The organism is Chryseobacterium sp. SG20098, from assembly GCF_031844745.1.
GTDB classification, from domain to species: Bacteria; Bacteroidota; Bacteroidia; order Flavobacteriales; family Weeksellaceae; genus Chryseobacterium; species Chryseobacterium cucumeris.
On the sequence record NZ_CP134622.1, the window covers coordinates 2,237,284 to 2,252,197 of the forward strand.

The following is a 14,914-nucleotide window of genomic DNA, read 5'->3' on the forward strand; positions in this document are numbered from 1 at the left end:
TTATATGAAGGCTTCCATAAGTTTATTCAGGTCGTCAAGCAAGCCACTTTCTTTTTCTGTCAGTTGAACATTTAGATTCTTTTTTGTACTTAATTCTTTTATTAATATCTTAATTTGACTTGAAAATCCTGACAACTGACACCTTTCTGATAGTTCCGCAACAGTATTCAATGGTTCTGTTAAAAAGATTAATATTTCTTCTTCGTGAAGAGATGCATTGTAAAAAATTTTACCCAGGTCTTTAAATTCACTGGCCCTATACATTACATTATTACTAATTTTTTTAAATAATATTTTCACAATATCATCAATTTCATATTGCTTAATCTTTCTTAATTTGGGAAGCATTTGCATAAAAGCAATTCGTTGATATTCTTTCATATTATATTCAGACATTAACTCTAAATATTCCATTCTCATATCTCTTAATTCTGTAAAATGAAAAAGATGCACCTGTGATATTCCCAACAAATCCGCTATTTCCTTTTTTGTAGCATCCTTATATTCTATTTTTATTTTATGAATAGCATTCGCTTTTTCCATAGGCTTCCAACTTCTGCGATTGTTTTGCATTTCAAATCTACGTGCTTCAAATTCGCCATCACTCATTTTAGGGTATACACGACAAGGAACAGTTTTAAGTTGTAATTCTTTTGCACACGCAAATCTTCTATGCCCATCCATTATTAGAAAACGGCCTTTTTCAATTTCGCTTACTTTTATTGGGTCTTCAATGCCGTAATGAGAAATTGATTTCATAAGACGGTTATAATCACCGCCAACACCTAATCCAAATGCCTTACGGGGTTGATTTGGGTCTCCCTCGATAACATCAACTGATAACTCCATAAACACAGCTGGTCTTGGTCTAAATGAATCTATGAGACTTTTTATATCATTTTCACTCATAATTTTAAATTTTACTATTTTGATAAAATCAATTATCTAAATTTACTCCCAATTATCTGAAGCCAGATATTATTTTTCTTTTAACTAAACATTACAACAACATGAACTCATAACCAATCTGAATATATTTTCCAAAAAACAACAACGCTATTCCAGACAAGTAAAGCCAATCATTTTCATTTTAAGCCACTTTAAGGCACTCATCAGTGTTACACCATAACTCAGACTTGAAACTCGGTAAAACACCCTGAGAATAGCTTAAAAACAGCTCCTGCACCATAGATTCTAATATAGGAAACCAACTTTGTGTCGTACAGAAAGAATCATGTATCGTCCAAAGTGGCATATCTGGATTTGTTTTTGCAATCTGTTTTGTAATCGTATCAATCACACAATCGGATTCAACCTGTTGCAATAGTATGGGAAACAGCTTGAATGAATCTTTTTCATCAGAAGTAGTTTTAAAAACTTCGATACATTCGCACAACAAAGGGAAATACTGTTTGAATATCAGATATTCTTTTGATGGTCTTTTGAGCGGAGTATAAAGAATCTGTAAAGTGAGTTTTTTCATCAAATCCCGTTTAGTCGGGAACTCTTTTACTTCTGCTTTGTCAGTATCCGAATCATAAAAGGACTTTCTAAACATTCCATCATAATCAGGTTGAATATCTGGAAAGAGTGGCATCAAAAACTCATAAAATTTACCTGTCAACACAGCTTTTTTCAACGGAGCAAATTCCTCCTGAAACGCCTTACTAGACGTGGTTTGTTGTAATTTCTGCTGGATATTACCTATATTACCATTTCCAAACACTCTACTCATAATCTCTATAATCTTACTATTACTCAACCTTTCCAATACTAAAACCATAAAATAGGGTTGTGAGTTTTTAATATCCAGACTTTGAATGTTTTCACCGTAATACGTCAGATACGGGCGGAATTTAGACGGCATATTGGTTAGGTTTGTATGCAGTCTGTTATCCGAATCAGGATTACGGGAAATACGGTAACATTGCTCTCTAAACATTAACGCAGTGTACCAATAACTATACGCTTTTGCCATTATTGGGTTTAATCTGGTGTAGCTCAAACCGTACTTATTGTAACAGAACTCAGACGACAATTCATCATTCAGGCGGTCAACATCAAGGAACAAACCATCATCAAACCATTTGGAAAGATGTGGACAATCGTTGCCAACATCTTCTCTCAGGAGGTTTTTAGTCAAAAATTTATCTGTCATTTCAAATATCGAAAAATCCAGACATTCTACACCTTCCAGATTGATGTTTTCATAGTTGTATCGGTAACGTTTGCAGGTACGACCCTTTGAGTGACCTTTACCCTGCAAAATACCAATCTGTAAAAAATACTCAAAATATTTACTGTAATTGGAATCTTTTTTCTTTAATCGTTGGGAATCCATAGGTATATATCCCCAGAGATACGTTTTATCTTTTTGATAAGCAGGAATACTGATAACTAAACTCAGGAAGTAAAGGGCATTATCCATTTTGAACCCTTTGAACGGTTGTTTTTCCTGAACTTTTTCCTGAAGGTAGTTTACAATGATTGTAGGTAATATTACTTTCCATTGATAGTCCTTATGATAAAAGGCTGATACGTTGATTTTACGGTTTGATTTTTTGCTTTTGTATTGTTGCATATTTGTATGTTTTTGTTAAAAATTAGGCATAGCAATAGCTCTCCGTAGTTTCCTTACTACAGCTACACCTTGAATTGTTAAAATTTTTGGAGATTTGTGTACAGTGGTTTTTTATACGTAATCAAACCGCACCTGCACAGGAAAAGATTGTTAAGAAGCCAATCTTAATTTTGCTTGAATTTCATCACGGGTATAGTACACTCTGCCACCGAAGCTGATAGGAACCAATACCCCACTTTTTGACCAGTTGTTTAATGTACCTAGCGAAACCCCGAAATACTCTGCTGTTTCGTCTCTTGTCATTAACTCTTTACCTTCTGGCTTATACATTTCTGCCAGTTTACACTCAAATTGATTTAATTTATCATCAATTAAATCTTCGATTTTTTTGAAAAATTCTTTAAAATAGTCCATATTATTTACTTTTATACCTTATTTAACACCACAAAATTATGAACTACATAAAATAAAACAAAAAGCATTAAAATCATTTTAATCCTTTCGTAACCGTAAATCGTAAAAAAAATCAAATCTTAATCTATCAGGGAGCCTGAGAGAAAAGTTAAAATTTGTTAAAATCGTAAAATATCGGAACAGCACCTAAAAATCAATCAGCCAATTCCAGATACTGTTTTGAACCTCCGAAGGCTCACTAAAAATAAAAGTCTGACGAATGTCAAGCCACCATAAATGCAATAAACGCTCAGGAATAGCATTTGTATTGTCATTTTCTGCCCTGTACTTTTCCCGAAGTTCAGATATTTCAGCATCCAGTTTTTTGATTGTTTTCAACAACTGCCACATTGTACTGTATGTATCATAACCTAATTGCTCCTGCATTTCCGTAGCTGTTACGTTTTGGTCTATTACGTACAGATATACAGCACCTAACCAAACACGAAAAGGGAACTTACTCCCTCTCATTTTGGTTAATCCTTTCAAATACAAGGTTGCCTTACAACCTCTGTTTTTACACTCGAAACAGGCTCTATTTTTCTTCCAATAGAAACCTCTTGTATCATTGCACTTACACCTTAATCCACGCTCTAAAACAAGCTCTTTCAGGCGTTCAGCACATTCACTTTCACTAGGTAAATTCAGCATTAAGAAACGTTTTTGTTGATACTGATGATTTCAGCTAACTGCTCCATATTTCCACTCTCAATAAGTTCTTTCATTTTTTGCACTTGACTTTGTAGCTCGTCAATCTGTTTAGCCTGTAAATCAACTTTTTGCAATTTCTCGTTTCTTGCTTTGATGCTCTCCTGTCTTATCTGTTCGTGTTCAAAGGTCGGTTTGAAATACATTTTAAATACAGATTCATCTGTATGACCTGTATACTGCCAGATTTCTAATAAATCCCAGCCTTCCATATATCGGTTGGTACAGAAACTCCTTCTGGAATCGTGAAATGCTATTTTGTCCGCAAAATTTATCGTTTCAAATACCACTCCGTCATTAGTAGGGCGTTCACGGGTTATTGTCTTTTCATTAAAATAAGGTATTGCTTTGAAAAGTTCTTTCAAATACTCATTGGTATTTTGGTTGGATATAGCAATACTTTTGATATCATCATTATATTTGCTCAGGATATCTCCTGCATAACCAAAAAACGAAAAACGGACTGTCTTATAATTTTCTACTCCCGAACTTTTCTTTAACAGGATATTGACAGTTTTACTGTTATGGTCAATATGTCCGCTTTCAATACGTGTAATATCCCCGAATCTAAGTGAGGTATGACAGCCCAACACAAACATATCACGAACTCTTTCTAATCTCGGAGCATCTGAAAAATCATGCTCATATAACATCTTAATTTCAGGCTCTGTCAGCACTGAATGGAATGTTGGCGGTACTTTAACTTTGTATTCCTCCTGCATATAGCTTCTGTTGTCCGTATACCCTTTTTCAAATGCACGTTTTTGTACTGCTGCCAGTCTTTTTATCCGAGTTTTGAGTGTACTTAGCTCCCCCACTCTTTCAGTTCCCAAAAGCCAGTTTTGAAATTCCAGACACTGTACCTCATCAAATTTATCGATATCCAGAAAGATACCATTTTCATTCGCAAAGTCCTTTAAATCCCGATACATCGTCTTGAAGGATGATACATAACTTCTGTGCAGGGTTTTCTGACCCGAAGCAACAGCACGTACAATTTTAAGTTCTGTTACTTTCATGAACTCCTGGAACACGTCATCAAAAGATTTTTTGTTTTTCTGTACAGTTATAAGCTCCTTACCTGCCATTGCATTGTCAACAATGGTTTTTAGCTCGTCCTTTGTCGGCATACGGTTGTAATGCTCATTGAAATTTTTATGAGCATCAACGATTGAAGTTTTAAATTTAGCCAGTTTCTGGTTGATTTCTCTTTTATCTCCGCCAGAAGTGACAGTTTTAGAATCTGAATCCCAATTGCTCGGAGCAACTTTCAGACCTGTTGAAAAGTCCACTTTCAAATCCTTGAACGAATACCGCCCCATGATTCGGGAGATTTCTTTTGTGGGTTCTTTCAATCTGAAATTTACACTCCCTGTTTCGTTGCTGTATCTTTTTACTTTTGCCATATACAAATATACGAAAAATTCTAACTTTAGTCACCTTTTTGGTCACCTTAAATTTTAAATACAATTAAACTCATTTGAATTCAATAAGACACAAGCGTTTATTTATCAACATTTTGAAACATTAAACAAATACAACAAAGTACAAACAAATACAACATGTTATATCCTGTGGGTCTACAAACCATCCTTTTTTAAGGATGGTTTTTGTTTTTTGTTCCCTTTCGAAAATTAAAAAGGTAGATAGTGAATTAATCATAAAAGGATCAAGCACAAAAGTAGTGGGCTAAGCAAAAAATTTGGTTAATTCTAAAAAAGAAAAATGACCTATCCTTTACCCCTCTATGCTGCATTCTGAAGTTTTTGATTTTAGCATTAAAAGATTCAGCAAAAGCATCAGTGCTTCTTTGGTTAAAAAAGGCTAAGATTTCTCTATAATGATTCATTATTGATAGATTCTCCAGTGGTTTTATCAATCCATCCCCTTCTTTTGATATGAAGTAGAACCCGTTTTCCCATCACTCCATCAACTTCTTCTTCTTCTTCTTCTTCTTCTTCTTCTTCTTCTTCTTCTTCTTCTTCTTCTTCTTCTTCTTCTTCTTCTTCTTCTTCTATTATCAAAGTACTCTACTAAAAATTCTGAAGCAAGAGTTTTACTAGCTCATCAGGAATATACGTATTCCAAATTTAAAACTTAACACTACATCCACAACTTTTGAGATTGATATTTATGGTACTACTATAAAATACCCCCATCTTATTTCGGTTAAAAATACTTGTTACTGCAACTACAGAATAGCGAGGTCAAAAAACTTTTATAACGACCGGAAAACAATGAAATTTGCACTCTAAAGAATGTAAATGATCATTGAAGTCAAAAAAATATACCAAGAAAACAGCGTAGAAAAAATATAAAAGAATGGAGTTGATTTAAAATAAAATTACAAAAAAACATGCAAAAACATATGTTTTCTAAGCTGTAACCATATTAATAATTCACTAATTGACAGTGCGATAAAAGAGGCCAAAAATCAATAACTGTTCAAAAAACACAATTCTATTTAACTACATTAAGTCTGTCAAGAACAGACTCTCCCTCAAATTATCAATCTTATAAAAACTAATTATCAATAATAATGAAAGTACCATTAAAAACAATATTTAGCTGGTTTGAAAAGGGTGATATTCCCAAAGAACATCAGTTTCAGCAGACCTTTTCTTCATTCCGTCATTTAGATGAAAACATCAGGATGGATGAGGTAACGGGTTTAAATGAAACTTTTCAAAAAACGGTATCCAGCACAACTTTTACAAATCATCTGCAAGATGAAGGAGCACACGATTTAGTGCTCGCAAGACTTAATGCATCCAATCTTACTGCCAGAAATGTAGAAGAATGGAAAGAAAAATTAAAGATCAAACCAGCAGCCACTATAGACAATGGTGAAGAAACAGGAAATGTCTATACAAAGGAGCAAATCGAGGAAATTGTAAATATACTTCAGGCAAAAGATAATGAAATGCTTGAGCTGACTGCAAAAATCAGCGAAATACTAACCTCGAATGATGATAACTTTGATAAGCTTCAGAAAATCGTAGACTATATCAAAGAAAACAGGGAGCAGATAGAATTGCTTAAAGGTTCAGGAGCAAATTCTTCCTTTGGAGGAATTTTAAGGCCTACTGATAATATTATTATTAAGCCGGGATCAGCAAAATGGTTTTGGGCAGGGAGTGGAGTTTACGAAAATGCTTCAGGAGTTACGATTGAAAATTTCGGAATAATTTCCTTTGACGGTTTTGTTTGGTCTGTCCTGGAGGTTAATATGCCTGGAGGTGGAACAGATGGTTTTATTGATTTAACACAAGAAGATTAAAATGAGAAATACAGGAAGAATTTATTTTACAAATTATGAAAGATCAGATAAAGAAGTTGCAGATAATTTCATTTATCCCGTCATGTTTTTCATTAAAAATGAAAATGGAAAAATCATTAAACAGATTGCATATTCAGCTTTAGGAGAAAAGTCAGAAAGTGAATACGGAACTGGTGGAACCGGAGGAGGCAATGGAATTGTTTTCCGCGCAAAATCTGAAATACCTGCATCGTTCGTAAGATCATTTGGAAGTGAAGTTAGAATAGTTTTTTCGTGGTCATCCATCGACAGCGTTGATGGTAGTGAGACTGGCGGAGGAACTGCGAGTATTTTAAAAGGAAACACGATCCTATTTAATAAAAATATTAATCAGGGAGCCAATGATATAGATATCACGCCATATATTTTGGCAGGAGACAATACAATAACGCTTAGTATCACAGATAGTTATGGAAATAATAGAAAATTAAAATATGATATTCAAACAATAGCACTTGCTTTAAGTACCACATACGACAAGACCACTATTAATTCGGGACCAATCATTTTCCGATATATTCCAACCGGGAATGTAGAGAAGACGATTCATTTCAAATTAAATGGATCAGATCTTCCGTCTGTAGTTACTTCAATAAATAACAAAGAGCTTCTTTATGAAATTCCTGCACAGTCGCACGGAGTTCATATTTTAGAGGTGTATATGACCGCTGATTTGTCAGGAGAGATCATTGAAAGCAATCACTTATTTACAGATATCATCAGCGTTGTTGCCGGTAATTTAACGCCTTTGGTTTCCTCAGCAAATAATGTTGTTGCTAATCAATATGCTCCAGCTTCGATTGAATATCTGGTGTATTCACCATCGTCAAATTATAGCGATGTTGAGATTTTAGTGGATGGAGTGAAGGTTTCTGAATTACTTGTAAATAGAAGTTTGCAGAAGTTCACCTATACATTTGCGGACTCAGGTGCACACACTGTAACTTTTAAATGTGGCAATGTCACGAAAAATACTTCAGTCGTTGTAACTGCCTTCGATATTCAAGTTGAAGCCGAAACGTTAGGCTTGGAATTATTTTTAAGCAGTAGAAACAGAAGCAATTCAGAGATTAACAAAAACGAGTGGAAATACAAAAACCTGTCATGTGCTCTTACTGATTTTGATTTCAGCACCAATGGGTGGATTCAAGATTCAAAGGGTTCTGTGGCGCTTAAAGTGAGCGGAAATGCAAGGGTTGAGATTCCTTTCAAGATTTTTGAAAATGATTTTAAAACAGGTGGTAAAACATTAGAATTTGAATTTTCAACTTCAGATATAAAAAACAGTGACAGTACTATTTTTTCTTGTAAAAATGGAAATGTTGGATTTGTTGCTACCTCAAATTCGTTTTCGTTCAGTTCTGAGCAGGACGGCACGTCCATATTTTTTAAAGAAGATGAAAGGATTCGCGTAAGTGTAGTCGTTACAAAGGTTGCAGATCAAAGATTGGTATTTGTGTATATCAATGGAATTATATCTTCACTATATCAGTATAATTCACTAGACAGCTTTTTGCAACAAGCTCCTCAAAACATTACCATCGGAAGCAGTGATTGTAATATTAATCTATATAATATTCGGGTCTATAATAATAACCTAAACGCCGATCAGATGTTGTCGAATTACATCGCTGACATGGATAACCTGGTTGAAAAAGTCAACATTTACGAGAGAAATAAATTGTACGATGCATTCGGAAATTTGTCCTACGATAAATGTTTACAATCAATTCCATGCTTAACCATTGTTGGAGATTTGCCAACTTATAAAGGCGATAAAAAAACAATTGTTGGAGAGTATGAAAATGCTCAGGATCCTACAAAATCGTTTTCTTATGTAAATGCGAGCATTGATGTTCAGGGTACATCATCACAATATTATCCCCGAAAAAACTTTAAAATAAAATTTAATGGAGGTTTTAAAAATGGTGAAATAAATTCTTCAAAATACAAGCTTCGTGACAATTCATTGGCGGAAAAGACATTTACTTTTAAAGCTGACTTCATGGAATCTTCAGGTTCTCACAACATTGGTTTGGCGAGGCTTGCACAAGATTCTTTAAATCAATTGGGTTATTTGGTTCCACCACAATTAATTGATCCTAATATCCGTACTACGATGGACGGGTTTCCAATGCTTATATTTCACAGAGCAACACCAGATTCGGAGCGTATTTTCTTAGGGAAATATAATTTTAACAATGACAAGTCAAATGAAGCAACAACGGGTTTTACAGGTGGTCAGGAATGTTGGGAATTTTTAAACAATACGTCAGATAATACATTATTTATTGCTACAGATTTTCAAAGTGTAGACGAAAATGGTAAGCATTTATGGAAAAATGATTTTGAGGGAAGATATCCGGAAAATAATGAAGATACTTCGAATCTTGAAGCTTTGCATACATGGATTGTGAGTTGCAAAAATAATCCTGTAAAATTCAAAACCGAGGCTCCAGATCATTTTAACATTCAGTTTTTACTGTTTTATTATGTCTTCACTGAGTTTTTTGCAATGGTCGATCAGCGCGCTAAAAATCAAATGTTTGCCATGTATCCAGATGCGCAGGGAAACAAACGTTGGTATCTTATTTTTTATGATAATGATACGGTTTTAGGGCTTAATAACGAAGGCCACAATGTATATGATTACTGGGTAGAGGCTCACGACCAAGTAGGAAGTGGTTTTGTCTGGAATGGCGCGCTTTCAGAGCTTTGGAAACTGGTTGAAGTGGCTTTTGATACTGAAATTACGGCTTTGTATCAGAAAATGAGAACTTCAGGAATTCTGACTTATGATAAGTGCAACACTTATTTTAACACATTAGAATCTGACAAATGGGCGGAAAGTATTTTTAATGAAGATGCGAAATATAAATATATAAACCCTTTGGTTGTTGCCGGGAATGGAAGTTATTTATACCCCGCACAAGGTTCAAGAAAATCGCACAGGAATTATTGGCTATTAAACAGATTCAGATATATGGACGGAAAGTATGATACCTCTACTTTCTCTTCTGATTATATCACAATGAGACTTTATACACCTTCGGGCACGCCTGTAGTTACTCCCAACGCTAATTTTTTACTAACTGCTCAAAAAGACGGGTATACTAAAATTAAGTTTGGTTCCTATATCAACCGTGCGAGGCTTAGAAAAAATGTTGCATCTTTAGTTCAAGCTCCGGCTATTACTTTTAACGACACGGAAACTATTATTTATGGTGCATCTGCAATTAAAGATCTTGGAGATTTGTCAGGAAAGTATCTTGGTACTTTAGATGTTTCCAAAGCAACGAATTTGTCAAAATTACGAATAGGAAGTCAAATTTCCGGTTATTCAAATCAAAATTTGAGAAACTTGTTTATTGGTAATAATACAATTTTAGAAGAATTAGATATTTCAAATTGCCCAAATTTAAAACAATCAATAGATTTAACTGGTTGTACAAGTATTAAAAATATTTCCGCTGCAGGAACAGGAATAACCTCTGTATTGTTACCTAAAGGCGGGTTGCTCTTTTCTTTAATTTTGCCAAATACAGCAAATACTTTGATTTTGGATAATCAAAAATTTATTAAAAATTCTAATTTAACTTTTACTGCAAGTTCTATAACAACTCTTGTAATTAAGGATTGTCCTTTGATTAATGTTTATGATATTGCCACTTCGTTGAAAAATTTGGCTAGATTGAGAATTAACAATTTAAACGGAAGTAGTACTTCTAGTGAAAATTTTTTTCCACTTATAAATGCTAAAGGAATTGATGATTCGGGTAATACAACCCCACATTCTATCGTTGAAGGAAAATGGACTTTTACAAACATTTATGCAGAGGATAAAACTTTTATGGAAGCTAACTGGCCAGATTTTAAATTTACTTATAAAAACATTACTAATTTTATCCAAATTAGCGATTCAAGAAAGAAAGATATTTTATTAAAACTTTATGATACTGATGGTGATAAAGAATTAAGTTTTTCAGAAGCAAGATCTGTTACTGAAATACCTGCCAATACTTTTAATCCTTATGTTAATTCCGGAACACATCTTTTAGGGAATTTTGATGAATTTAGATTTTTTACAAATGTAGAGACGATTGGGGATAATGCTTTTAGTAATCAAACAATGCTAAGCATTTTCTTTCCTCCTAACGTTAAAAAAATAGGAAATAGTGCTTTTGAATTAGCCAACGCATCTGCCTTAAATGCCAATTTTGAAAAGATTGAAGAATTAGGTATTGCTCCGTTTGGTGGAATATACTTAAATATTAATCTATTTAAAAATGTTAAGATCTACCAACAATCTTCATTTATTTATATGTATCCTGTAGATGGTATCTATAATCTTCCTTATATCACTCGAATATTTGAAAATATGTTTAACATGTATATTTCCCTTACAAATCTTCCAGGTTATGTCACTAATCTTGCTGATTTTCAAGCATGCACAAGTCTTGAAAGGATAGATTTCCTTGGTTTAAGATTAAGATTAAGAACTGGTGAAAGGGAAATGAATATTATCTTTCCTGCTTCTATTAATTATATAGAAAATGGTTGTATGATTTTGAATCCACAAGATGGTCAAGATAGTGTTCAAAAAATAGTAATTAAAATTTTAGCAACAACGCCTCCTATTTTAATATCAACTAATTTATTAAATAACAACGTCTACCTTAGTAAAATTGAAATTCATGTACCCGCAGCAAGTGTTTCTGCTTATAAAACAGCAACCAACTGGAGCTATTTTGCCGCAAAAATTTATCCGATAACATAATAATAACATATGACACAGACAGACAATATAATTAAAGCGGATCCTGGGAAATGCTTTAAAAGAAAAATAGATGGAGTTGTTTTTGGCGATGAAATCTATTTAGGAACAACTTATTATCTTGATGGAATAAGACTTCAAGAACCCATTCAGGAAACTCCCGATGATTTTGAAGAAATTGATATCGAGGTTCGAACAGAAGAAATTAATTAAAAGATGATAATTTTATAACTTATTTCCCGAACGGAAATTTATAACTAGTCCTGGGAATATGATAAAGATCTTAGGACAAAAATAAATAATTATAAAATTTACATGTTTAACAAACCATCCTTTTTTAAGGGTGGTTTTCTTCTTTTATTATAAAATGAAATATGAATACGATATATAAAAAGAGGCAGCCTTAAAAGCTGCCTCTCTTTATTTTCATTTTATTAGACCAGATCAAACCTGTCCAGATTCATCACCTTTGTCCATGCTGCAACAAAGTCTTTCACAAACTTACCTTGTGCATCAGCACTTCCGTATACTTCAGCGATAGCTCTCAATTCAGAATTAGATCCAAAAACAAGATCCGCACGCGTTGCTGTCCATTTTGGCTGACCTGTTTTTCGGTCAGTTCCTATATACAGTTCTCTGTCATCTGACATTGCTTTCCATTGCGTTCCCATATCCAGAAGATTCACAAAGAAATCATTGGTAAGAACTCCCGGACGGCTGGTGAATACGCCATGTTTTGAACCGTCAAAGTTCGTATCTAAAGCACGCATTCCTCCTATCAATACAGTCAATTCCGGGGCAGTAAGAGTTAAAAGCTGTGCTTTATCAATCAATAAAGATTCGGTAGACACCGTGTATTTTCTTTTCAGATAGTTACGGAATCCATCCGCTGCAGGCTCAAGATATCCCATAGATTCTACATCCGTCTGTTCCTGAGAAGCATCCATTCTTCCCGGAGCAAAAGGAACTTTTACGTCCTGACCCGCATTTCTGGCAGCCACTTCTACTGCAGCATTACCTGCTAAAACAATCAGATCAGCTAATGATATTTTTTTACCTCCGTTCTGAGAATCGTTGAATTCTTTCTGGATTCCTTCCAGAACATTTAATACTTTATTCAGTTGTGAAGGATTGTTGACTTCCCAGTTTCTTTGAGGCTCCAGCCTGATTCTGGCTCCGTTGGCACCACCACGTTTATCACTTCCTCTGAAAGTAGAAGCGGAAGCCCACGCTGTAGAGATCAGCTCAGCATTACTTAATCCTGAATTTAATACTTTTGACTTCAATGTTTCTATATCATTTCCATCAACCAGTTCATGATTCACTTCCGGAATAGGATCCTGCCAGATCAGTTCTTCCTGTGGTACATCCGGACCTAAATAACGGGCACGTGGTCCCATATCTCTGTGAGTCAGTTTAAACCATGCTCTTGAAAATGCATCGGCAAAAGCATCAGGGTTTTCATAAAAATGTCTTGAAATTTTTTCGTAAACAGGATCCAGTCTCAAAGAAAGGTCTGTGGTAAGCATGGTTGGTTTATGCTTTTTAGAAGAATCAAACGCGTCAGGAATAATATCAGCTCCATCTTTAGCTACCCATTGGTGAGCTCCGGCAGGGCTCTTCGTTAGTTCCCATTCATTTTCAAAAAGATTTTTAAAGAAATAATTACTCCATTGAGTCGGAGTTTCTGTCCAGGTTACTTCCAGACCACTGGAAATAGCGTCTTTTCCGCTTCCTGATTTATAAGTGCTTGCCCATCCAAGTCCCTGCTGTTCAATTCCTGCAGCTTCAGGCTCTTTACCTACATGATCTGCAGGACCTGCTCCATGGGTTTTACCAAAAGTATGTCCGCCGGCAATCAAAGCAACGGTTTCTTCATCATTCATTGCCATACGTCCGAAAGTATCACGGATATCTTTAGCAGCCGCAATAGGATCTGGATTTCCGTCCGGACCTTCCGGATTTACATAAATAAGTCCCATCTGTACGGCAGCCAATGGATTTTCAAGATTTCTTGAATGAATATCTCCGTCTGCATTATCATCGGTAGGAAGAACGGCTGATTGTCCTTCTACTACTCCTTCTGAACCGTGAGCATAACGCAGGTCGCCTCCCAGCCATGTTTTTTCTGATCCCCAATAGATATCAGCATCCGGTTCCCAAACGTCTGCACGTCCTCCTGCAAATCCGAATGTTTTGAAGCCCATTGATTCAAGGGCGATATTCCCCGTAAGAATCAAAAGGTCTGCCCATGAAATGTTTCTTCCATATTTTTGTTTGATGGGCCATAATAATCTTCTTGCTTTATCAAGACTTACGTTATCGGGCCAGCTGTTTAATGGTGCAAAACGCTGTTGTCCGGCTCCTGCTCCACCTCTTCCGTCACCTACACGATATGTACCTGCACTGTGCCATGCCATACGGATAAACAGAGGTCCATAATGACCAAAGTCCGCCGGCCACCAATCCTGAGAGTCTGTCATCAATGCATGAAGGTCTTTTTTTACTGCCTCCAGATCAAGGCTTTCGAATGCTTTGGCATAATCAAAATCCTTATCCATAGGATCTGAAAGGGAAGAATGCTGACGCAGAAGATCTACTCTAAGCTGATCAGGCCACCAATCAGAATTCTGGGTTCCTCCGCCTGCTACGTTCTTCTTCATTGTTCCGTTATGAAACGGGCATTTACTGATGTCATTCAAATCTTTTTCCATTGTCGTTTATTTTATTTTTTATGTTGATTAATACAGTTTCAATTTTCTGTTGTAAGAACATGACAAACCTACAACGTTTAATCGATAAATACAATCTATTAATTTTTATTTCAACGATAGTTAAAAACTATAAGCAAATATTTTCAACAGCTAAAAAGCCAAGACATAATTGAGGTATTAAGTTAGTCATTTTTCAGATTAACTTAAATAAAAACAATAGTATATAGCCCAATTTAGAATTGCTCAACGTAAGACTTTTAAAGTGGAAAGGAAGTTGGAGGCTGGAAGATGGAAGTTTAACAACCTCATGAAAAACAATTTGATCATTTCTGAAAAGCCACGCTATTTCAGCAATTTCTAAAAGC

General features: G+C 35.0%; 11 protein-coding genes. 3 read left to right on the forward strand and 8 right to left on the reverse strand.

The window, feature by feature from the left end; translation table 11 throughout:
* The 7 genes from RHP76_RS10280 to RHP76_RS10310 form a co-directional block, all read right to left on the reverse strand.
* The gene (locus RHP76_RS10280) at positions 1-909 is read right to left on the reverse strand and encodes a ParB/RepB/Spo0J family partition protein (RefSeq protein ID WP_311230116.1); all 909 of its coding nucleotides are present in this window, start codon (positions 907-909) and stop codon (positions 1-3) included.
* Between the two features lie 181 nt (positions 910-1,090).
* Complete coding sequence (locus RHP76_RS10285) at positions 1,091-2,581, reverse strand: hypothetical protein (RefSeq protein ID WP_311230117.1); 1,491 nt, start codon at positions 2,579-2,581, stop codon at positions 1,091-1,093.
* Positions 2,582-2,731: 150 nt separating this feature from the next.
* On the reverse strand, positions 2,732-2,995 hold the full coding sequence (locus tag RHP76_RS10290) for a helix-turn-helix domain-containing protein (RefSeq protein WP_311230118.1): 264 nt from the start codon (positions 2,993-2,995) through the stop codon (positions 2,732-2,734).
* 186 nt (positions 2,996-3,181) lie between these two features.
* Positions 3,182-3,685 carry a hypothetical protein gene (locus tag RHP76_RS10295; RefSeq protein ID WP_311230119.1) on the reverse strand — a complete coding sequence of 168 codons (504 nt, stop codon included), beginning with the start codon at positions 3,683-3,685 and terminating at the stop codon, positions 3,182-3,184.
* A complete protein-coding gene (locus RHP76_RS10300) occupies positions 3,685-5,148 on the reverse strand; it encodes a tyrosine-type recombinase/integrase (protein ID WP_311230120.1) in 1,464 nt (487 codons plus the stop codon). The genes RHP76_RS10295 and RHP76_RS10300 overlap by 1 nt, the downstream gene beginning before the upstream one ends.
* Positions 5,149-5,411: 263 nt before the next feature.
* Entirely contained in the window at positions 5,412-5,591 is a 180-nt protein-coding gene (locus RHP76_RS10305; RefSeq protein ID WP_311230121.1) for a transposase, read from the reverse strand.
* Entirely contained in the window at positions 5,578-5,766 is a 189-nt protein-coding gene (locus RHP76_RS10310; protein ID WP_311230122.1) for a hypothetical protein, read from the reverse strand. The genes RHP76_RS10305 and RHP76_RS10310 overlap by 14 nt, the downstream gene beginning before the upstream one ends.
* Positions 5,767-6,281: 515 nt before the next feature.
* Here RHP76_RS10310 and RHP76_RS10315 point away from each other — a divergent pair.
* From RHP76_RS10315 to RHP76_RS10325, 3 genes are read left to right on the forward strand one after another with little or no spacing between them, the layout of a single operon-like run.
* Positions 6,282-7,022: a hypothetical protein gene (locus tag RHP76_RS10315; protein ID WP_311230123.1), complete on the forward strand. Its 741-nt coding sequence runs from the start codon at positions 6,282-6,284 to the stop codon at positions 7,020-7,022.
* Between the two features lies 1 nt (position 7,023).
* Complete coding sequence (locus RHP76_RS10320) at positions 7,024-11,838, forward strand: CotH kinase family protein (protein WP_311230124.1); 4,815 nt, start codon at positions 7,024-7,026, stop codon at positions 11,836-11,838.
* Between the two features lie 9 nt (positions 11,839-11,847).
* Complete coding sequence (locus RHP76_RS10325; RefSeq protein WP_062676176.1) at positions 11,848-12,048, forward strand: hypothetical protein; 201 nt, start codon at positions 11,848-11,850, stop codon at positions 12,046-12,048.
* Positions 12,049-12,269: 221 nt separating this feature from the next.
* Here RHP76_RS10325 and katG read toward each other — a convergent pair whose 3' ends face one another.
* Positions 12,270-14,549, reverse strand: a complete 2,280-nt coding sequence (gene katG / locus RHP76_RS10330) for a catalase/peroxidase HPI (protein WP_120232144.1) — start codon at positions 14,547-14,549, stop codon at positions 12,270-12,272.
* Between the last annotated feature and the right edge of the window lie 365 nt (positions 14,550-14,914).

What these genes read in the sequence shown, in the direction of transcription:
- RHP76_RS10290 (WP_311230118.1), bottom strand. Translation starts at nt 2,995, where the DNA reads ATGGACTATTTTAAAGAATTTTTCAAAAAAATCGAAGATTTAATTGAT.
- RHP76_RS10305 (WP_311230121.1), bottom strand. Translation starts at nt 5,591, where the DNA reads ATGAATCATTATAGAGAAATCTTAGCCTTTTTTAACCAAAGAAGCACT.
- RHP76_RS10280 (WP_311230116.1), bottom strand. Translation starts at nt 909, where the DNA reads ATGAGTGAAAATGATATAAAAAGTCTCATAGATTCATTTAGACCAAGA.
- RHP76_RS10295 (WP_311230119.1), bottom strand. Translation starts at nt 3,685, where the DNA reads ATGCTGAATTTACCTAGTGAAAGTGAATGTGCTGAACGCCTGAAAGAG.
- RHP76_RS10320 (WP_311230124.1), top strand. Translation starts at nt 7,024, where the DNA reads ATGAGAAATACAGGAAGAATTTATTTTACAAATTATGAAAGATCAGAT.
- katG (WP_120232144.1), bottom strand. Translation starts at nt 14,549, where the DNA reads ATGGAAAAAGATTTGAATGACATCAGTAAATGCCCGTTTCATAACGGA.
- RHP76_RS10300 (WP_311230120.1), bottom strand. Translation starts at nt 5,148, where the DNA reads ATGGCAAAAGTAAAAAGATACAGCAACGAAACAGGGAGTGTAAATTTC.
- RHP76_RS10325 (WP_062676176.1), top strand. Translation starts at nt 11,848, where the DNA reads ATGACACAGACAGACAATATAATTAAAGCGGATCCTGGGAAATGCTTT.
- RHP76_RS10315 (WP_311230123.1), top strand. Translation starts at nt 6,282, where the DNA reads ATGAAAGTACCATTAAAAACAATATTTAGCTGGTTTGAAAAGGGTGAT.
- RHP76_RS10285 (WP_311230117.1), bottom strand. Translation starts at nt 2,581, where the DNA reads ATGCAACAATACAAAAGCAAAAAATCAAACCGTAAAATCAACGTATCA.